This is a genomic window from Kribbella sp. VKM Ac-2569 (assembly GCF_004216905.1).
Classification (GTDB): domain Bacteria; phylum Actinomycetota; class Actinomycetes; order Propionibacteriales; family Kribbellaceae; genus Kribbella.
In genome coordinates, this window is the sequence record NZ_SGXJ01000001.1 from 1,665,392 (window position 1) to 1,682,555 (window position 17,164).

Consider the following 17,164-nt stretch of genomic DNA (forward strand, 5'->3'; position numbering starts at 1 on the left):
GTAACCGTGGATCGTTCAAAACCTGCACTCAACTGGAATGCGCCGGTCAGAGGTGGACGGTGCCTGTGGTGCCGTTGAGGGTGGTTGGGGTGTTGGTGGGGATTTGGGTTGTGGCTTGGGGGACGGCTAGGACTGCGGGGATGCCTTGTTCTCGGGCGACTATGGCGGCGTGGGACAGGAGGCCGCCTTGTTCGGTGATTACGCCGGCGGCTATGGACAGGAGTGGGGTCCAGGCGGGGTCGGTGTAGGGGCAGATGAGGATGTCGCCCGGGCGGACGGTCGGGAAGTCGGCCGGGCCGCGGACGACTCTGGCGGGGCCGGTTGCTGTGCCGTGGCTGCCTGGGATGCCGATCAGTAGGTGCTGGTCGCCGGCGAGGGGTGCGGGGGCGGGGGGTTGGGTTGTGATGGGGCGGGACTGTAGGAGCCAGGGGGTGTTGGTGGTTAGGGACCATTCGATGTCTTGGGGGCTGCCCAGGAGCGCGGTGACTGATTGGGCTAGCGCTGCTAGGTGTACGGCGGTGGCGTCGGAGAGGGTCGGCATACGGCGTTGAGCTGCGGGGACCTGGCGGACGGCCAGGGCTGCGCCTCGGCGGTGTAAGGACGTGAGCTTGTCGGCGATTGTGCGGGTGACTGTGCCGTCTGCGGTGACCTGGTAGCGGTCGGGGGTTACGCGGCCCTCGACGACGCTTGGGCCCAGGCCCCAGGAGGCCTCGATCAGCGTGGGGCCGTTCGAGTCGGTGAACATCACGCCGGAGACGTCCGAATCCAGGTGACGCTCGATGATCACGGCCATCGCCGGAGCGTCGGAGCCGTTGCGGTACGCCGTTGCGCGCTCCGACCACACGGATGCCCAGCAGGCGCGTACGGCGTCGACGACCGCAGTGATCCCTTGTACGCCGAGGAAGCTGTCGTGCTGCCCCGCTGCCGATGCGAGCGCGGTGTCCTCGTTCGCGGCCGACGACCGTACGGCGACCGGAGGATCACCGACGCTCGCGAGCCAACGCGAGAGACCGTCAACGAGCTCATCACCAGCCTGCTGGGCACCGAACGGGATGACGATGCCTTCGGGTACTGGTAGGTCGTTGCGGAGGAGGGTGGCGAGGGTGGCTGCTTTGGCGCCGCACAGTTCGGTGGTTGCGTCCGTGAGCGGCACCAGCATGCAAGGCTCCTATCAACGAAACGTTGACAACGGAATGTTGACAACATTCTGTTGATGATCCACTGTAGGCGGATGCGACGCAAGCAGGACGCGGCGGCGACCGCGGACCAGGAACAGGCCGAGCGCCAGCGCGAGGCCCGGGAACAACTACTCGAGCTGGGCGCGAAGGACCTGCCGGCCCGACCGTGGCGCCCGGCGCCGATCCCCTTGTCTGCGGTGGATTTCACACAGTTCGCGGCTTGGCGGGCCGCTGAGCTGAGCGACGACGATCTGCTAGCAGCGCTAGCGTTGTTGCCGGCTGCTCGAGCGGAGGTCGACGAGGTCGAGGCCGGTCTGCTGTTCATGGCCAGGAGTGCAGGGCTGACCTGGGCGGAGATGGCCGACGCGATGGGGTTCAGCTCGCCGCAGGCCTGTCAGCAACGGTTCAACCGGCTGGCCGCACGGCAGGACTCATGATGCACATGGTGCTACACGCGGTCCGGCTACTCGGGTTCGCGGACACGAAGGCGATCGCTCAGCGTTTCGAACTGCAGGGTGTCGAGGACGCCTTGAAGGACGCCGAGGCGCGCGGGTGGGCGACGTACAGCAGCTTCGCCGGCACGTCGGGCTGGTCGCTCACCGAAGCAGGTCGCACGGAGAACGAGCGACTACTCAAGGCCGAGCTGACCGACCCCGACGCCGTACGCAAGGTCTACGCCGAGTTCTTGCCGCTGAACGGCATGCTCCAACAGGCCTGCACCGACTGGCAACTGCGCCCGACGCCCACCGACCCGCTCGCCGCGAACGACCACACTGACTCCGAATGGGACGCCGGCGTACTACACGAGCTCAAGGTGATCGACGGGGCGCTCGGGAGCATCACCGCGCGGTTGACGGAGGTGTTGCCGCGGTTCGGCGGGTACGACCTGCGGTTCTCACAAGCGCTGGCACGCGCCACCGCAGGCGAGACCGCCTGGGTCGACCGCAGCGACGTCGACTCCTGCCACCGCGTCTGGTTCGAACTCCACGAGGACCTACTCGCCACCCTCAACCTGCACCGCGGCGACTAGTTGCCTAGAGCATCCAAGTACGCTGCGCCGCGGGGCGTCAGTCGGTAGCCGACTTCGAGGCTGTAGGTGAGGCCTAGGTTCTTGAGTTTGCGTACGTCGAGTTTGAACGGTGCCGTCTCGCGCCCGAGAGAGGCCGCGAGGTCCGCGGCCCGGGTCGCGGGCGTGGTCTGGATCAGCCGGAGAGTCTCAACAGTCCAAGGTCCGTGGTGGCTGAGCTCGTCGAACCGATCGAGGCGCTCCCGCAGGTCGGAAACATCAGCTTCCGAAAGGGAAGACTGGGCGGCCAGCTCCTCGCGCGGGTCCGGACCCTCGACCACGTGGAAGCGGATCAGGAACGTCGGCAACGTGTCATCGCCCCGCAGCCGTCGCCGTACGTCCTTCGCGTTCTGGCGGTCGGCGAGCGCTACGTCCGGGTCGTTGTCGGCGATCAGCTCCGGATTCACCTGGCGGATGCTGTCGATCTCGATCCGGCCCGCGTTCGTCCGGTAGATCCGCCCCTCGACCACCCGCGGCTCGGCCCACCGCCGGTACGCCACGGTGATCTGACCGCTCTCAACGCCGTCCTTGTCGGTTCCAGCGAACAACATCTCTAGCTCCCCAACGCCTTCGCCACGATCGGGGCCAGTTCGCGCAACGCCTTGCCGCGGTGGCTGATCGCGTCCTTCTCTTCGATCGACAGTTCCGCCGTCGTGCGGTCGTACCCCTCGGCCTGGAACAGCACGTCGTACCCGAACCCGCCGGTCCCACGCAACGAGCGGATCACCGACCCGCGCATCTCGCCGAGCACCAACTCGTCAGGTCCGTCCGGTCGGACGAACGCGACCGCCGCCACGAACGACGCGCCGCGACGCTCGTCCGGCACATCCTCCAACTGCCCGAGCAGCAGCAGGTTGTTCGCGTGGTTGTCCTTCGCCGGCCCCGACCACCGCGCCGACAGCACGCCAGGCATCCCGTTCAGTGCGTCCACGCAGATCCCGCTGTCGTCGGCGATCGACGGCAGCCCGGTCGCGGCGAGCGCGGCACGTGCCTTGAGCAGCGCGTTCCCCTCGAACGTCGGCTCCGTCTCGGCCGGTTCGTCGTACGGCGGTACGTCGCCGAGCCCGAGCACCTCGATCCCGGGCACGATCGGCGTCAGGATCCGCCGCAGCTCCTCGAGCTTCTTCTTGTTGTTCGAGGCAAGTAGGACACGAGTCACGCCAGCGCCTCCTGCTGGATCTTGGCGAGGTCGGCGCAGCCGGAAATACCCAGCTCCAGCAGGCTGTCCAGCTCGGCGCGGTCGAACGGCGCGCCCTCCGCCGTACCCTGCACCTCGATGAACTTGCCGTCGCCGGTGATCACCAGGTTCATGTCCGTCTCGGCGCGGACGTCCTCCTCGTAGCAGAGGTCCAGCATCGGCACCGAGTCGATGATGCCGACCGACACTGCGGACACCGTCCCGGTCAGCGGCTCGCTCTTCAGCAGCTTCCGCTCCCGCAGGAACGACACCGCGTCAGCAAGTGCGACATACGCACCGGTGATCGCAGCGGTCCGGGTGCCGCCGTCGGCCTGCAGTACGTCGCAGTCGAGCAGGATCGTGTTCTCGCCGAGCGCCTTGTAGTCGATCACGGCCCGCAGCGAGCGGCCGATCAGCCGGGAGATCTCGTGGGTGCGACCACCGATCTTGCCCTTCACCGACTCGCGGTCCGAACGGGTGTTGGTGGCCCGCGGAAGCATCGCGTATTCCGCGCTCACCCAGCCGAGGCCGGAGCCCTTGCGCCAGCGCGGCACGCCCTCGGTCACACTCGCCGCGCACAGCACCCGGGTGCGCCCGAACTCGACCAGCACCGAACCCTCGGCGTGGTCGAGCCAGTTCCGGGTCACCGTCACGGGTCGGAGCTGGTCAGCATTACGTCCGTCAATCCGAGCCATACCCAAGACCCTAGTCGCAGTTGCTCACGTCCGAAGAACCGGCGGGAGCTCCTCTCGCTTCTTCGGACGCAAGCGCATCCCCTCCGCAGACGGGAGCGACTGCGTCAGCGCCATCCGGGCCGCCCACGGCAGCAGGTCGTTCGCGCGGCGCCCGACCCACGGCACGCCTTCGCGCACCAGCCACGCCGCGTCCGCCCACTTGCTCGGCGGCCGGTACGCACAGTCCAACTCCGGCCGTACGTCGATGCGCAGCCCGCGGACCGCCAACTCGTCTGCGAACGCCCGCGCAAGCTTGCGGTGCCCGCGCTCCCCCGGATGCAGCCGGTCGACGCTCCAGAAGTCCCGCCGATACACCTCGGGGTAGTCGGCCATGTCGAGCCGGATCCCACCGAACCGCGCATGCAGGTCGTCGAACGCGACGTTGACCTGCTCGATCCGGTGCCACAGCGGCCGCCGCAGCCACCGCGGCAGGCCGAACACCTGGCCGTGGTCGTGGAACCGGACGGTCAGCAGCAACGCGCCGCGGGCGGTCAGCTGCTCCGCGCACAGATTCAGGTGCTCGCGGATCCTGCCGGCGTCGAAGGTCGATCGCAGGGTGTCGTTGACGCCCACGATCAGGGAAGCAAGGTCGATAGGACCTTCACCAGTAGAGGGAAGTTGCTCGGTCGCGACGACCGGCACGGTGGCGCCGCTGGTCGCGAAGTTGGAGAACGTCACACGGTGGGTGCTGGCCAGGGAGTCGGCGAGCAGCGAGGCCCAGCCCCGCCACCCCTCGCCCGGGCGCGCACCGGCACCGGACAGGTCGGTCGTACTGCCGTTCATCGGGTCCCCGACCCCTACTGTGGTCGAGTCCCCCAGTGCCACGTAGTGGAGGCTCACATTCCGCCATGGTGACGGCACGGAGCGAGACGTTGATGTGCGGCGGATGACCAGTGTGGCAATTCCAGCTGGAGGACCGGTGATTGCTTGCCAGAATTGCTCGGAGTTAGGCTGTTGCAAACAACTATGTGCAGGAGTTGCCTGGTATGACTGATCTTCGGTTTGGCGTGGTGGGGCTCGGAGCGCGCAGCCGCATCGCGCAGTACGCACACCGTCCCGGCGAGGGCTCGGAAGTTGTCGCGGTCTGTGACCCGGTCGCGGGCCAGCGGGATCTCGCGCTGGAGCTGTACCCGGACGCCACGGCGTACGCCGACCACTCCGAACTGCTGGACCAGAAGCTCGACGGCGTGTTCCTGACCACGCCCGACGACCTGCACGAGGGTCCGGCGATCGACTTCCTCCAGGCCGGGGTCTCGGTGTTCGTGGAGAAGCCGCTCGCGATCACCACCGAGGGCAGCGACCGGGTCCTGCAGGCGGCGTACGACTCCGGCGCCCGGCTGTACGTCGGCCACAACATGCGCCACATGCCCGTCGTGCTGACGATGCGCAAGCTGATCCAGGACGGCGCGATCGGCGACGTGAAGGCGATCTGGTGCCGGCACTTCGTCGGCCACGGCGGCGACTTCTACTTCAAGGACTGGCACGCGGACCGCACCCGCACCACCGGTCTGCTGCTGCAGAAGGGCGCCCACGACATCGACGTGATGCACTGGCTGGCCGGCGGCTACACGACCCGGGTGAACGCGATGGGCGCGCTCACGCTGTACGGCGGGATCACCGACCGGCTCGACCGGACGGGCCAGCGGTTCAAGGACTTCGTGTCCAGCGACAACTGGCCGCCGCTGGAGCAGAAGGGCCTGGCGCCGGTGATGGACGTCGAGGACCTCTCGATGGCGAACCTGTTGCTGGACAACGGGGTGTTCCTCACCTACGAGCAGTGCCACTACACGCCAGACTACTGGCGCAACTACACCGTGATCGGCACCCACGGACGGCTCGAGAACTTCGGTGACACCGCGGGCGGTGTGGTGAAGGTGTGGAACAGCCGTCGCTCCGGGTACCGCGAGGACGCCGACCAGGTCGTCGAGATCGCCGGCGAGACCGAGCACCACGGCGGCGCCGACCCGCACCTGGTCGCAGAGTTCGTGAACTTCGTCCGTGACGGCGGCGCGACGCTCACCTCCCCGATCGCGGCCCGCGCCGCGGTCGCCGCCGGGTACGCCGCCACCCAGTCCCTGCGCGCGAACGGCGTACCGCAAGACGTCCCGGCGCTCGACCCGGCCCTGGTCGAGTATTTCGACAACGGGCAGACGCGCTGACGGTGCTACGCTTTTCGACGTGACCAGGTACGCCGCGATGCGAATGCTGAGCCCTCGATGCGGGAGGACTTCAGCGGCGTAGGCACGTGTGCTTGCAGCGAGAGGCCCCCGATGTCGGGGGCCTCTTCTCTTTTCCGAGACCTGCTGCAATCACCCTGGAGTGCCACATGATCACCTACATCACCGACTGTTTCGACGGTAACGCCCGCGCCAGACTCAGCACCCGGATCGGTGCCCTGTTCGGCCAGTCGCCGACCGTCGTCGCCGCCGACGGACCCGATCCGGAGTCCTTCGCCGCCCTCACCCTGCTCGACTGCCTGCAATCTCTGGAGTTGCTGGGCGAGGAGGGCCATCCGACCATCACGTTGCTGAACATCGCGCCGCGCGACGGCGTCTGGCCGAACGGCGTACCGTTCTGCTTCTTCTGGCACGGCAAGCACCTGGTCGCGAGCACGTTCAACGCCCGCGTGCTTTCCCTGGTACGGCGTGAGCTCGGCATCGACCACGTCTACGTGACCGATATCCGCGAGGCGGTGACGGCGGCCGGCTTCGGCGCGGACGACGTCGAGAAGATCGCCGGCACGCAGTTCCGCAGCCTGTGGTACCTGCCGCTGCTCGCGAAATGGGTCGCCGACGGCCGCGCGGTCCCGGCGACCGAGACCGCCGTACCCGAACTGCTCGACGAGGAACCGACCGTGAGCGTCGTCGACAACTTCGGCAACTGCAAGCTCGACCAGCGCCTCGACCTCGTCGCCGGCACGACGCTACCTGTTGCCCGACGCAACGATGACGGTAGTACGACGATCGTCGACGTCACCTGCTACCCGCACCTGACCGCCGTACCGCGGAACGCCCCGGGCATCATTCCGGGCAGCTCCGGCACCGGCTTCACCGAACTCGTCATCCGTGGTGGCTCGGCGGCCGAAGCGTTCGGTCTGCAGCCCGGCGACGCGCTACTGGAGCGTGCTGCCGAGAAAGTGGCGTGACAGTCAGGCCATCGGAAGTCCTGCCGCGAGCTGGTCGAAGGCCTGGTCCATGGTGGCGAGGTACTGCGGGAGTGGGGCGTCGATGGCGGACTCGTACGTCGCCATGACGACGCCGACGACTGCGCCGGCCCAGGCGCGGACTGCGAAATCGTCGCCGCGGCGGCCGGTGCGTTCGGCGGCGAGGGTCGCGAGCAATTCGATGCCCTCGTACAACTGGTCGAGCATCCGGACCCGGAGCTCGGGGGCGTTCATCACCAGGCGTTGACGTTCGGATTCCAGCTCCCACTCCTCCGGGGTCAGCACGTCCAGGCCCTGCCGGATCGCCGCCCGCAACGCATCGGTCGGGTGCAGTTCCGGCGGCTGGCTGCGGAACAGCTCGATCATCACCGGGTCGAGCCGGTCGAGGACGATGGTGTCCTCCTTGGTCGGGAAGTACCGGAAGAACGTCGCCGGCGATATCTCGGCCGCGGCGGCGATCTCCTGGACCGTGGTCTCGGCGTACCCCTGGTCCCGGAAGAGCCGCAGCGCATGCTCCTGGATCGCCGCCCTGGTCTTCGCCTTCTTCCGCTCCCGCAGCCCACTCATGCCCTGATTGTCGCAAGTTCCGGCGTGGATGCCTTGGTACGACGGGGCAGGAAGGTCAGCGCGAGCACGATGGACACCACCGCGAGGCCGCTGCACGCCCACAGCGTCACGTCCATGCCGTCGACGAACGCCGCACGGGCCGAGCGGGTCAGCTCGGGCGAACCGATCGCGACCGCCGCCGACGCACTGTCGCGCGCAACCGCCGCGGCCGCGGACGGAAGGCCTGTGACGTCCAGGTGGTTGCGGTACGCCGCATTGAGCACCGTGCCGAGGATCGCGACGCCGAGCGTGCCGCCGACCTGGCGCGACGCCTGGATCAGCGCGGATCCAGAGCCACTCCGGTCGAGGGGCAGGGCGGCGAGCGCCAACCCATTCATCGGCGGCAGCGTGAAGCCGATGCTGACGCCCACCAGGCTGACCCAGATCGCGGTGAACCCGTAGCCGTCACCGACCTTCGTGAACGCCCCGAGCGCAAGCCCGACCAGCATCAACGAGAACCCGATGACCACCGAGATTCGCGCCCCGGCCGCCTCGACCAAACGCTCGGCGACCTTCGCGCCGATCAGCATCCCGCCGATGATCGGGAGCAACCGCAGCCCCGCCTCGAACGCATCCGCACCCTGCACCGCCTGGAACAGTTGCGGCAACACGAACAGCAATCCCACCAGCGCGAACGAAGCTAGCGTCGCTAGCACTGTGCCCCAGGTGAACCCGGCCGACCGGAACAAGGACAACTCGACCAGCGGATCCGCGGTACGCCGGGCCCACGCCCAGAACGCGGCCAGGAAGACCATTCCGGCCGCGATCCCACCGAGCGCCCACGCCGAGCCCCAGCCGTGCTCACCCGCGGCGATGAACCCGTACGTCAGGCAGACCAGTCCTGCTGCCGTCAGCAGGATGCCCGGTACGTCGATCCGCCGCGACCGGTGACCGCTCGTCGACGGGATCAACAACGCCACTGCAACTAGTCCGATTGCAACTAGTGGCAGGTTGATCAGGAAGATCGAACCCCAGCGGTAGTGGTCCAGCAGCCAGCCGCCGAGCACCGGGCCGAGCGGGATACCAAGCGAGTTCGCCATCAGCCAGATCGTCATCGCGCGCTGCCGTTCCTCCGGGGCGAACAACAGGTTGAGCAGCGACATCGACAGCGGGATCAGGAACGCCGACCCGATTCCGAGCGCCGCGCGACCCGCGATCAACTGACCGGGAGAGTCCGCGAACGCGCACGCCGTCGACGCCAGCCCGAACACCACCAGCGCCCCGAGCATCAGCCGCTTCGGCCCGTACCGATCCCCCAGCAGTCCCGCCGGGAGCAGCAGCGACGCGAGCACCAGCGTGTACGCGTTCGCGAACCACTGCAGCTGACTCGTCGACGCCTGCAGATCGGTCGCCAACGTCGGCAACGCGACGTTCAGCACGGTCAGATCCAGCCCGATCACGATCAGGCTGAGGGACATCGCCGCCAGGGCCCACCACCGCCGCGGATCCAGCATGACGAACACCTTTCTGAGATCAACTCTAATTTGAGAGTAGATCTCAGAATCGCGATCTGTCTACTGCACGACGCCGCGCAGCACTTCCCGGACGAACTCCGGCTGCTCCAGCCAGGGCGAGTGTCCGGCGCCCGGGATCAGGTGGAACGTGTGATTCGGGACGTGGTCGGCGAGATCGCGGACCGCCCAGGCCGGGCGTGGGTCCCCGGCGCCGTGGACGAACGTGACCGGGGCCCGGATCGCGGCAGCCTGTGCCTTCAGCTCGTCAGGTGTCAAGCGTCCGGTCGCCCCCAGCGCGCGGTTGGCGGCGAAGTTGATCGGGAGGTCGACGGCCGCACTCGCGTACGCCCACTCCATCGCGCGCTCCCGATCGGCATGGTCGGTGAACCAGGACAGCGCGCGGAACTCGGTCTCCTCGGCCGGCGTGCGCTGCCGTCCGGACAGCTCGTCCAGGCGGGCGTCCTGCTCCGGTGTGATCCGGCGCGCGCGTTCCTCGTGGTACGCCGGACGCCAGTCGCCGATGCCGACACCGTCGAGGTACACGACGCCGGCCACGTGATCGCCGTACGACGCGGCGTACGTCATCGCCAGCGTCGCGCCGAAGGAGTGGCCGATGACGACGATGCGCTCATGACCGAAGTACGCGCGGAGCTCGTCGATATCGCGCGCCGACCGGGCCAGCGTCTGTACGTCGGACGGGTCCGAGCGACCGCAGCCGCGCTGGTCGAAGCGGTGTACGACGACGAGGTCGTCGAGCATCTCCGCGAGGACCGCATAGTCGTCCCACAGGCCCGGGCCGCCGTGCAGGATCACGACCGCGGGCCGCCCGGTCGCCGTACCGGTGGTTGCGGTCCACAACCGAATGCCGTCAGATGTCGAAAACGGCATGCGGCGTAGCCAGCTCGACCGGACCGGAGAAGGTACGGCGGGCGTTCTCGGCCTGCGTCACGCGGTCGTACCACGGCGGCACGTGCGTGATGACGAGCCGCTTCACACCGGCCTTCTTCGCATGCTCACCCGCGTCGGCGGGCGTCAGGTGCAGGTCGACCGGATTGTTCGGTTCGTTGTCCGGCAACGCGGCTTCGGACAGCAGTACGTCGGCGCCGCGGGCGAGCTCGACCAATGCGTCGTTCGGCCCGGTGTCGCCGGTGTAGACGAGCGACTTGCCGCCGTGCTCGACCCGGATCGCGTACGCCGGCACCGGGTGCACCATCCGCGCGGTGCGGATCGTGAACGGCCCGATCTGCTGAACGTCCTGCCAGGCATGGAATTCCAGCTCCTCCTCCATCCCCGGATCGAGCGGCAGGTCGTACGCCAGCGCCATGCGTTCCGCCGTACCGGGCGGCCCGAACACGGGGATCCGCGGGATCGGCGCGCCCGGCGCGTAGCGCGCCGCGACGTACAACCCGCACAGATCCATGCAGTGGTCAGGATGCAGGTGGGACAGGCCGATCGCCCCGATGTCCGGCACAGCGACGTGCCGTTGGAGCGAACCGAGCGCGCCGCTGCCGAGGTCCAGGATCAGGTTGAACCCGTCGGCTGTGACCAGATAGCTCGAGGCGGCCGAGTCCGGCCCGGGCACAGACCCGGAGCAACCGATCACGGTGAGCTTCATACCTGGAACCCTACCGGCGAGTCGACCCCGGCGCAGGACGACCGGACGCGTCGATTCGGTTACCACACAGGCATCCGGGCGCCTTCCGGTGCCTTGGACAACGTCCGGGTGCGACCTGAATCACACTCGTCAGCGGACCCAGGCGAACTGGTCGACTACTCCCAGGGCCGGGCCGAGGAAGCGGGAGCCGATCGCGGCGAACTCCGCGGGGTTGCCCGTGGTGACGAAGCGGTGCGCGGGCGTCGGGAGGTGGTCGGGGCGGAGCAGGCCGGTCTTGGTGAGTACGCCGTACACGTCTTTCGCGCACTCCTCGGCGCTGCTGACCAGCGTGACGTTGTCGCCCATCACGTACGAGATGACACCGGTGAGCAACGGATAGTGGGTGCACCCGAGGATCAACGTGTCGACACCGGCCTCGACCAGCGGGTCCAGGTACTCGTGGGCGGCCTCGAGCAACTCCGGTCCGGACGTCACGCCGGACTCCACGAAGTCCACGAACTTCGGACACGCGTGCGTGAACAGTTCCACCTGCGGCGCGGCCGCGAACCCGTCCTCGTACGCGAGCGACTGCGCGGTCGCCTTCGTGCAGATCACGCCGACGCGCTGGTTCCGCGTCGCCGCCACGGCACGCCGCGCGGCCGGCAGGATCACCTCGACGACCGGTACGTCGTACCGCTCGCGAGCGTCCCGCAGCATCGCAGCACTCGCGGAGTTGCACGCGATCACCAGCATCTTCACGCCGGCCTCGACGAGATGGTCCAGGCATTCGAGCGCGTACTCGCGGACCTCGGCGATCGGCTTCGGCCCGTACGGCTGCCGCGCGGTATCGCCGAGATAGAGGATCGGTTCGTGCGGCAACTGATCGAGTACCGCGCGGGCGACGGTGAGTCCCCCGAAGCCTGAGTCGAAGATCCCCACCGGTGCGTCTGCCACGGGAAAAGCTTATACAGGTCCGGCGCCGGGCAGATCAGAAGTGCAGCCTTACCTAACCGCGGGGAACGACACGCCGAGGTTGTCCACATCTTTACGTTATGGAATTGCCTTTTCGCGTGATGCACGCCACTCTGGAGCGATGTTTGCTCGACCGCCCCTCGTGATGCCATGGATCTGACGCATCACCTCGCGGTGGTAATCGGTACCACCGCCGCACCAACTCCGCAGCCCGACCATGTAGCCGCCGCAGGACAAGCGGCCAGTCAGGCCACGGAGTCGAACAACGGCACAGCCGCGGAAATCGCGTCGTCCATCGGACCGACGGGACTCCTGCTGCTGGCGCTGATGGCGATGTTCGCAATGTACGTCGTCTCGCTGTCGCTGCACCCGAATGCCAAGTGCAACAGGTGCAAAGGTGCCGGCCGGCACCGCGGCAGCATCTTCAGTTACGCCCAACGCCCCTGCAACAGCTGCAAGGGCCGCGGCGTCCATCCCCGACTCGGCCGCAAGGTCCTGTTCAAACAACCGTAGGCAACATGACGTAACCACCCCTGCAGGTGCCTAAGGCAACAAAAGGCGCCACCAGCCCGGACCGGCCCTCCGCCCGCCGTTCCGGTTCCCCTCACTCCTGCCCCCGAAAGGTTCAGCGTCCGGTTCGGCCGTCGAGCTGTTCGCGCAGGATGTCGGCGTGCCCCGCATGCCGGGCGGTCTCCTCGATCAGATGCACGAGCGTCCACCGCCGCGACGGCGCAACACGCCTGCCCGGCCGCGGCCCCGGTACGGCGAGGTCGTCCCAAGCCGCAACCGCCGCGTTCGCTTCGGCCCCCACCTCCCGGTACGCCGCGAGCACCTCCGCCGCCGTCTCGTCAGCTCCCGCGTGGAACGTCGCCTTCCAGTCCGGCACCTCATGCCCGAGCAAGTGGTACCGCTCCACCGCGGTCAGATGCTTCACGAGTCCGAGCAGATTGGTCCCGGACGGTACGCCGGGTGCTCGCACCTCGTCCTCCGCCACACCCTCCGCCTTGGCCGCGATCGACGTACGGAGATAGTCGAGGAAGCCAAGGAGTACGTCGCGCTCGCCCGGCCCGGTCGCCGGCGGTCCGGTATCACGTCTCTTCATCCGGCCAAGTCTGCCGTCCGGCACGTGCTTCGAGCACAAAAAGTTGCCGGGCCAGCAAGGGCTAGGCCCAGAGCTGCCCTTCGAGGCGGTCTTCGGCCTCGTCGATGGTGCCTTCGTAGGCGCCGGTGGACAGGTACTTCCAGCCGCCGTCCGCGACCACGAACGCGATATCGGCATGCTCCCCGTCGCGCACGCACTTGGCCGCCTGGCCGAGCGCCGCGTGCAGGATCGCGCCGGTCGAGATGCCGGCGAAGATGCCTTCGTTGTCGAGCAGTTCGCGGACCCGGCGGACGGCGTCCCGCGGACCGACGGAGAAGCGGGCGTCGATCAGCGTCTCGTCGTACAGCTCGGGGACGAAGCCCTCGTCGAGGTTGCGCAGGCCGTAGACGAGTTCGCCGTACCGCGGCTCGGCGGCGACGATGCGCACCTCCGGCTTGTGTTCGCGGAAGAACCGGCCGGCGCCCATCAGCGTGCCGGTGGTGCCGAGGCCGGCGACGAAGTGCGTCACCGACGGAAGGTCCTCGAGGATCTCCCGCGCGGTGCCGTCGTAGTGCGCGAGCGCGTTCGACGGGTTGCCGTACTGGTACAGCATCACCCAGTCCGGGTGTTCCTCCGCGACCTGCTTCGCGACCCGGACCGCCTCGTTGGAGCCGCCCGCGGCCGGGGAGGAGATGATCTCGACACCCCACATCCGCAGGATCTGGCGGCGCTCCTCGGAGGTGTTCTCCGGCATCACGCAGACCATCCGGTACCCGCGGAGCTTGGCAGCCATCGCGAGCGAGATGCCGGTGTTGCCGGAGGTCGGCTCGAGGATCGTGTTGCCCGGGCGCAGCCGGCCGTCCTTCTCGGCGTCCAGCAGCATCCGCAGCGCGGCCCGGTCCTTGATCGACCCGGTCGGGTTGTGGTCCTCGAGCTTCGCCCAGAGCCGTACGTCGGCCGTCGGCGACAACCGCGGCAGCCCGACCAGCGGGGTGCCGCCGACCGAGTCGAGCAGACTGTCGAAGCGCATGTCCTTGGACCCGGTCCGTCAGCCGCCGGCGACCGCGGGGAGCACGACGACGACGTCGCCGTCCTTGACCTCGGTCTTCAGGCCGCCGGTGAACCGGACGTCCTCGTCGTTCACGTACACGTTCACGAACCGGCGCAGTTCCTCCGGCTCGCCCTCCACGATGCGCTCCTTGAGGCCCGGGTGGGTGCCGTTCACGTTGTCGATGAACTCGGCCAGGTTCACGCCGTCACCGCTGACCGCCTTCGCGCCACCGGTGTAGGTGCGCAAGATCGTCGGCACGCGCAGCTCGATCGCCATCTCAGTGCTCTCCTTCAGTCTCTTCATAAGAACCAACCACGCGTACTTCTTCTTCCGTGACCTCACCGTCGACGATCCGGTACGAACGGAACTCGACCGGCCCGTCGTACGCCGGGGAGTCGGCGCCGTCCCGAGTCGACACCAGCACGTAGTGCGCGCCCGGCTCCTGGGCCAGGTTGATGTCGGTCCGTGACGGGTACGCCTCGGTGGCGGTGTGCGAGTGGTAGATCACCACCGGCTCCTCGTCCCGCTCGTCGAGCTCCTTGTAGAGCCGCAGCAGGTCACCCGAGTCGAACTCGTAGAACGTCGGCGACATGGCGGCGTTCAGCATCGGGACGAACCGGGTCGCCCGGTCCGAACCTTCCGCGCCCGCGACCACGCCGCACGCCTCGTCGGGATGATCCCGCCGCGCATGCGCCACAATCGCATCAACCGTCGCCTTCTCGATCACCAACACGCCTCCACGGTAGTTGGCCGAACCGCCGCATCCTGCCGACCGCACTCTGCGTCCAGATAGTGGATGGTTTCGGAGAGTAATTGGCCGGTGATACTGGGCAACCATGAGGGGATTACAGAAGTACTGGGGCTGGGGACTGCTGGCGATCATGCTGACCGCGATCTGGTCGTGGAGCCTCGGGCCGGCCGTGCTGATCGCGGGATGGGCGCTGGTGACGGCCTATTTCCTGTTCCAGGTACCCGTGTGGTGTGGCGCCGAGGGCCGGCAGGGGCCGTGCAGGAACAACTCGTCGGGGATCCTGCTCGGGTGCAAGCAGGTGCGTCAGCACAAGTACCAGAAGCTCAAGCTCGCGGTCGTACCGCGCAGATGGCGTGAGCTGAACCGCGGACTGTGGGTCAACCCGGCCAAGTGTCTGGCCAGCGCGGGAGCGGTCGTCGGCATCGTCACCGGAATCGTGTCGACGACCGTGAGCGTCGTTCGAGGCTGATCTACCAGCGGTCGTGGATCTGGGGGCGGATCAGGTCGTCGTACGTCTGCTGGACGGCGGCCAACTGGTCGGCGGTCAGCGGGGTGAGGGTGGCGGCGGAAATGTTGCCGGCGACCTGGGCCGGGTTGCGGGCGCCGGGGATGACAACCGAGACGCCGGGCTGGTCGAGGATCCAGCGGAGGGCGAACTGGGCCATCGCGGTGCCCGCGGGGAGCCAGGGCATCAGGCGGCGGACGGCTTCCAGCCCGGTGGTGAAGTCGACGCCGGAGAAGGTCTCGCCGACGTCGAAGGCCTCGCCGTGCCGGTTGTACGTGCGGTGATCGTCGTCGGCGAACGTGGTGTGTTCGTCGTACTTGCCCGAGAGCAGACCGCTGGCGAGCGGGACGCGGGCGATGATGCCGACACCGGCCGCCTGCGCCGCGGGCAGCACCTCGTCGAGCGGCTTCAGGCGCAGCGCGTTCAGGATGATCTGCACCGACGCGACGTTCGGCCGCGCGATCGCGGTCAGCGCCTCGGCACAGGTCTCGACGCTGACGCCGTACGACGCGATGCGGCCCTCGTCGACGAGGGTGTCGAGGGCGTCGAAGACCTCGTCGTCGGAGTAGACCGGCGTCGGCGGGCAGTGCAGCTGCACCAGATCGATCGTGTCCACGCCGAGGTTCTGCCGGGACCGATCGTTCCAGGCGCGGAAGTTCTCCAGCGTGTAGTTCTCCGACACCTGCTCGACGCGGCGGCCCATCTTGGTCGCCACGGTCAGGCCCTCGGACGACTTGAGTACCTGTCCGACGAGCCGCTCACTGCGCCCGTCGCCGTACACATCCGCAGTGTCGATGAACGTCACGCCGCCGTCGATCGCGGCATGCAGCACCGCGAGCGCGTCACTCTCGTCCACCGAGCCCCAGTCGGCCCCGAGCTGCCAAGCCCCGAGCCCGACCACACCAACATCCCGCCCGGTCCGCCCGAGCCGCCGCGTCTCCATGCGGCCAACCCTAATGGCGCATGTTGTGGAGGAGGGCGGACTGGAGGTAGCCGAGCCAGTCGTAGAGGTCGTAGGTGAGGCGGCGTGGGTCGTCGTCCGGGAGTTTCTCCCAGGTCGAGTAGTCGTCCTCGTCCTTGATGTCGAGGCGGGTGCCGATGGCGAGGCGGAGGTCGTTCAGCGCACGCAGCCAGGACAGCTGCTCGTCCGGCTCCAGCGCGATCTCGTCGGCGCCGGACTCCTCGAGCGCCGACAGGACTCGCTTGGCGTCGGTGACCTTGCCCTCGCGCAGCCCGCGCTCGGTGAACCGGCGGAACTCGGACGACGCCATGTCGTCCTGCTTGTACGCGTCCGGCAGCAGCCGCTGCAGTACGACGTCCTCGGGCGGCGACGTCGGTCCGTCGGAGTCCAGCAGCGCCGCGAGCGGGTCGCTGGACTCGGTGGCGCGCGGCGGCAGACCGTCGTACAGCAGCTCGACCAGGTTGCGGAGCAGGTTCGCCAGGATGTCCGCCTCGTGCTCGGCGAAGCTGACGACGACGGTCTTGCGGCGCCTGCGGAACCGCGTCACGACTTCTCGCAGGTGGCCCACAGGCCGTAGGTGTGCATCGCTTCCACGTCGCGTTCCATCGCTTCCCGATTGCCGTTCGAGACCGCCGACTTGCCTTCTTTGTGCACCTGCATCATCAGCTTCTCCGCCTTCTGCTTGGAGTAGCCGAAGTAGGTCTGGAACACGAAGGTGACGTAGTCCATCAGGTTGACCGGATCGTTCCAGACGATGGTCACCCAGGGCGGGCTCAACTCGATCGCCTCGTCGACCTCGGCGCTCTCGAGTTCGCTTGGTGCGGTGGTCACCTGTCCATTCTCTCCATCATCGGTTCCGGTCTCGCAATAG

Annotated in this window: 23 protein-coding genes; 6 read left to right on the top strand and 17 right to left on the bottom strand. The window is 68.0% G+C overall.

The features are described from left to right. Positions 1 to 46: 46 nt before the first annotated feature. Complete coding sequence (locus EV649_RS07785; protein WP_130381904.1) at positions 47 to 1,159, bottom strand: PEP/pyruvate-binding domain-containing protein; 1,113 nt, start codon at positions 1,157 to 1,159, stop codon at positions 47 to 49. Between the two features lie 72 nt (positions 1,160 to 1,231). Here EV649_RS07785 and EV649_RS07790 point away from each other — a divergent pair, with 72 nt between their 5' ends. Together EV649_RS07790 and EV649_RS07795 are read left to right on the top strand one after the other, a co-directional pair. Then, positions 1,232 to 1,615: a DNA-binding protein gene (locus EV649_RS07790; RefSeq protein WP_130381906.1), complete on the top strand. Its 384-nt coding sequence runs from the start codon at positions 1,232 to 1,234 to the stop codon at positions 1,613 to 1,615. A 5-nt stretch (positions 1,616 to 1,620) separates the two neighbouring features. Further along, positions 1,621 to 2,208 (top strand): transcriptional regulator, encoded by a 588-nt coding sequence (locus EV649_RS07795; RefSeq protein WP_241997831.1) that lies wholly within the window; start codon positions 1,621 to 1,623, stop codon positions 2,206 to 2,208. Here EV649_RS07795 and EV649_RS07800 read toward each other — a convergent pair. The 4 genes from EV649_RS07800 to EV649_RS07815 are packed head-to-tail and all read right to left on the bottom strand — an operon-like array spanning position 2,205 to position 4,995. Then, positions 2,205 to 2,795, bottom strand: coding sequence for a hypothetical protein (locus EV649_RS07800; RefSeq protein WP_130381910.1), 591 nt, complete (start codon positions 2,793 to 2,795; stop codon positions 2,205 to 2,207). The genes EV649_RS07795 and EV649_RS07800 overlap by 4 nt on opposite strands. A 2-nt stretch (positions 2,796 to 2,797) precedes the next feature. Next, positions 2,798 to 3,403 (bottom strand): RdgB/HAM1 family non-canonical purine NTP pyrophosphatase, encoded by a 606-nt coding sequence (gene rdgB / locus EV649_RS07805; protein ID WP_130381912.1) that lies wholly within the window; start codon positions 3,401 to 3,403, stop codon positions 2,798 to 2,800. Further along, positions 3,400 to 4,116 carry a ribonuclease PH gene (gene rph, locus EV649_RS07810; RefSeq protein WP_130381914.1) on the bottom strand — a complete coding sequence of 239 codons (717 nt, stop codon included), beginning with the start codon at positions 4,114 to 4,116 and terminating at the stop codon, positions 3,400 to 3,402. The genes rdgB and rph overlap by 4 nt, the downstream gene beginning before the upstream one ends. A gap of 24 nt (positions 4,117 to 4,140) precedes the next feature. Further along, positions 4,141 to 4,995, bottom strand: coding sequence for an SGNH/GDSL hydrolase family protein (locus tag EV649_RS07815; protein WP_130381916.1), 855 nt, complete (start codon positions 4,993 to 4,995; stop codon positions 4,141 to 4,143). A gap of 146 nt (positions 4,996 to 5,141) precedes the next feature. Between EV649_RS07815 and EV649_RS07820 the strand changes: the two genes are divergently transcribed. Together EV649_RS07820 and EV649_RS07825 are read left to right on the top strand one after the other, a co-directional pair. Then, on the top strand, positions 5,142 to 6,314 hold the full coding sequence (locus EV649_RS07820; RefSeq protein WP_130381918.1) for a Gfo/Idh/MocA family oxidoreductase: 1,173 nt from the start codon (positions 5,142 to 5,144) through the stop codon (positions 6,312 to 6,314). Positions 6,315 to 6,481: 167 nt separating this feature from the next. Then, complete coding sequence (locus EV649_RS07825) at positions 6,482 to 7,300, top strand: SAM hydroxide adenosyltransferase (RefSeq protein ID WP_130381920.1); 819 nt, start codon at positions 6,482 to 6,484, stop codon at positions 7,298 to 7,300. Positions 7,301 to 7,303: 3 nt separating this feature from the next. Here EV649_RS07825 and EV649_RS07830 read toward each other — a convergent pair whose 3' ends face one another. The 5 genes from EV649_RS07830 to murI all read right to left on the bottom strand — a co-directional run bounded on the left by EV649_RS07830 (position 7,304) and on the right by murI (position 11,926). Further along, positions 7,304 to 7,885 (bottom strand): TetR family transcriptional regulator, encoded by a 582-nt coding sequence (locus EV649_RS07830; RefSeq protein ID WP_130381922.1) that lies wholly within the window; start codon positions 7,883 to 7,885, stop codon positions 7,304 to 7,306. Beyond that, entirely contained in the window at positions 7,882 to 9,378 is a 1,497-nt protein-coding gene (locus EV649_RS07835; protein WP_198682354.1) for a DHA2 family efflux MFS transporter permease subunit, read from the bottom strand. Before EV649_RS07835 ends, EV649_RS07830 begins: the two co-directional genes overlap by 4 nt. A 60-nt stretch (positions 9,379 to 9,438) precedes the next feature. Further along, positions 9,439 to 10,266, bottom strand: a complete 828-nt coding sequence (locus EV649_RS07840; protein WP_130381924.1) for an alpha/beta fold hydrolase — start codon at positions 10,264 to 10,266, stop codon at positions 9,439 to 9,441. Further along, a complete protein-coding gene (locus EV649_RS07845; RefSeq protein ID WP_130381926.1) occupies positions 10,247 to 10,993 on the bottom strand; it encodes an MBL fold metallo-hydrolase in 747 nt (248 codons plus the stop codon). Before EV649_RS07845 ends, EV649_RS07840 begins: the two co-directional genes overlap by 20 nt. A gap of 129 nt (positions 10,994 to 11,122) precedes the next feature. After that, positions 11,123 to 11,926, bottom strand: a complete 804-nt coding sequence (gene murI, locus EV649_RS07850) for a glutamate racemase (protein ID WP_130381928.1) — start codon at positions 11,924 to 11,926, stop codon at positions 11,123 to 11,125. 192 nt (positions 11,927 to 12,118) lie between these two features. On the opposite strand from murI, the gene EV649_RS07855 reads away from it, so the two are divergent. Next, positions 12,119 to 12,457 (top strand): hypothetical protein, encoded by a 339-nt coding sequence (locus tag EV649_RS07855; RefSeq protein WP_241997834.1) that lies wholly within the window; start codon positions 12,119 to 12,121, stop codon positions 12,455 to 12,457. A gap of 112 nt (positions 12,458 to 12,569) precedes the next feature. Here EV649_RS07855 and EV649_RS07860 read toward each other — a convergent pair whose 3' ends face one another. The 4 genes from EV649_RS07860 to EV649_RS07875 all read right to left on the bottom strand — a co-directional run bounded on the left by EV649_RS07860 (position 12,570) and on the right by EV649_RS07875 (position 14,809). Next, a complete protein-coding gene (locus EV649_RS07860; RefSeq protein ID WP_130381932.1) occupies positions 12,570 to 13,046 on the bottom strand; it encodes a DinB family protein in 477 nt (158 codons plus the stop codon). A 61-nt stretch (positions 13,047 to 13,107) separates the two neighbouring features. Continuing rightward, positions 13,108 to 14,055: a cysteine synthase family protein gene (locus tag EV649_RS07865; RefSeq protein WP_130381934.1), complete on the bottom strand. Its 948-nt coding sequence runs from the start codon at positions 14,053 to 14,055 to the stop codon at positions 13,108 to 13,110. Positions 14,056 to 14,073: 18 nt separating this feature from the next. Beyond that, positions 14,074 to 14,352 carry a MoaD/ThiS family protein gene (locus EV649_RS07870; protein ID WP_130381936.1) on the bottom strand — a complete coding sequence of 93 codons (279 nt, stop codon included), beginning with the start codon at positions 14,350 to 14,352 and terminating at the stop codon, positions 14,074 to 14,076. 1 nt (position 14,353) lies between these two features. After that, complete coding sequence (locus tag EV649_RS07875) at positions 14,354 to 14,809, bottom strand: M67 family metallopeptidase (protein WP_130381938.1); 456 nt, start codon at positions 14,807 to 14,809, stop codon at positions 14,354 to 14,356. A gap of 103 nt (positions 14,810 to 14,912) precedes the next feature. On the opposite strand from EV649_RS07875, the gene EV649_RS07880 reads away from it, so the two are divergent. Then, positions 14,913 to 15,296 (top strand): hypothetical protein, encoded by a 384-nt coding sequence (locus EV649_RS07880; RefSeq protein ID WP_130381940.1) that lies wholly within the window; start codon positions 14,913 to 14,915, stop codon positions 15,294 to 15,296. A gap of 1 nt (position 15,297) precedes the next feature. On the opposite strand, the gene EV649_RS07885 is transcribed toward EV649_RS07880, so the two are convergent. Genes EV649_RS07885 through clpS form a run of 3 tightly spaced genes read right to left on the bottom strand, consistent with a single transcriptional unit; the run spans position 15,298 to position 17,124 of the window. Beyond that, positions 15,298 to 16,275 (bottom strand): aldo/keto reductase, encoded by a 978-nt coding sequence (locus EV649_RS07885; protein ID WP_130381942.1) that lies wholly within the window; start codon positions 16,273 to 16,275, stop codon positions 15,298 to 15,300. A gap of 10 nt (positions 16,276 to 16,285) precedes the next feature. Then, positions 16,286 to 16,840 (bottom strand): DUF2017 domain-containing protein, encoded by a 555-nt coding sequence (locus EV649_RS07890; RefSeq protein WP_130381944.1) that lies wholly within the window; start codon positions 16,838 to 16,840, stop codon positions 16,286 to 16,288. Next, positions 16,837 to 17,124: an ATP-dependent Clp protease adapter ClpS gene (clpS, locus tag EV649_RS07895; protein ID WP_130381946.1), complete on the bottom strand. Its 288-nt coding sequence runs from the start codon at positions 17,122 to 17,124 to the stop codon at positions 16,837 to 16,839. The genes EV649_RS07890 and clpS overlap by 4 nt, the downstream gene beginning before the upstream one ends. Positions 17,125 to 17,164: the final 40 nt, after the last annotated feature.

What these genes read in the sequence shown, in the direction of transcription:
- rph (WP_130381914.1), bottom strand. Translation starts at nt 4,116, where the DNA reads ATGGCTCGGATTGACGGACGTAATGCTGACCAGCTCCGACCCGTGACG.
- EV649_RS07870 (WP_130381936.1), bottom strand. Translation starts at nt 14,352, where the DNA reads ATGGCGATCGAGCTGCGCGTGCCGACGATCTTGCGCACCTACACCGGT.
- EV649_RS07800 (WP_130381910.1), bottom strand. Translation starts at nt 2,795, where the DNA reads ATGTTGTTCGCTGGAACCGACAAGGACGGCGTTGAGAGCGGTCAGATC.
- EV649_RS07790 (WP_130381906.1), top strand. Translation starts at nt 1,232, where the DNA reads ATGCGACGCAAGCAGGACGCGGCGGCGACCGCGGACCAGGAACAGGCC.
- EV649_RS07885 (WP_130381942.1), bottom strand. Translation starts at nt 16,275, where the DNA reads ATGGAGACGCGGCGGCTCGGGCGGACCGGGCGGGATGTTGGTGTGGTC.
- EV649_RS07820 (WP_130381918.1), top strand. Translation starts at nt 5,142, where the DNA reads ATGACTGATCTTCGGTTTGGCGTGGTGGGGCTCGGAGCGCGCAGCCGC.
- EV649_RS07860 (WP_130381932.1), bottom strand. Translation starts at nt 13,046, where the DNA reads ATGAAGAGACGTGATACCGGACCGCCGGCGACCGGGCCGGGCGAGCGC.
- EV649_RS07825 (WP_130381920.1), top strand. Translation starts at nt 6,482, where the DNA reads ATGATCACCTACATCACCGACTGTTTCGACGGTAACGCCCGCGCCAGA.
- EV649_RS07785 (WP_130381904.1), bottom strand. Translation starts at nt 1,159, where the DNA reads ATGCTGGTGCCGCTCACGGACGCAACCACCGAACTGTGCGGCGCCAAA.
- EV649_RS07880 (WP_130381940.1), top strand. Translation starts at nt 14,913, where the DNA reads ATGAGGGGATTACAGAAGTACTGGGGCTGGGGACTGCTGGCGATCATG.
- EV649_RS07840 (WP_130381924.1), bottom strand. Translation starts at nt 10,266, where the DNA reads ATGCCGTTTTCGACATCTGACGGCATTCGGTTGTGGACCGCAACCACC.
- EV649_RS07795 (WP_241997831.1), top strand. Translation starts at nt 1,621, where the DNA reads ATGGTGCTACACGCGGTCCGGCTACTCGGGTTCGCGGACACGAAGGCG.
- EV649_RS07845 (WP_130381926.1), bottom strand. Translation starts at nt 10,993, where the DNA reads ATGAAGCTCACCGTGATCGGTTGCTCCGGGTCTGTGCCCGGGCCGGAC.
- EV649_RS07865 (WP_130381934.1), bottom strand. Translation starts at nt 14,055, where the DNA reads ATGCGCTTCGACAGTCTGCTCGACTCGGTCGGCGGCACCCCGCTGGTC.
- EV649_RS07835 (WP_198682354.1), bottom strand. Translation starts at nt 9,378, where the DNA reads ATGCTGGATCCGCGGCGGTGGTGGGCCCTGGCGGCGATGTCCCTCAGC.
- EV649_RS07830 (WP_130381922.1), bottom strand. Translation starts at nt 7,885, where the DNA reads ATGAGTGGGCTGCGGGAGCGGAAGAAGGCGAAGACCAGGGCGGCGATC.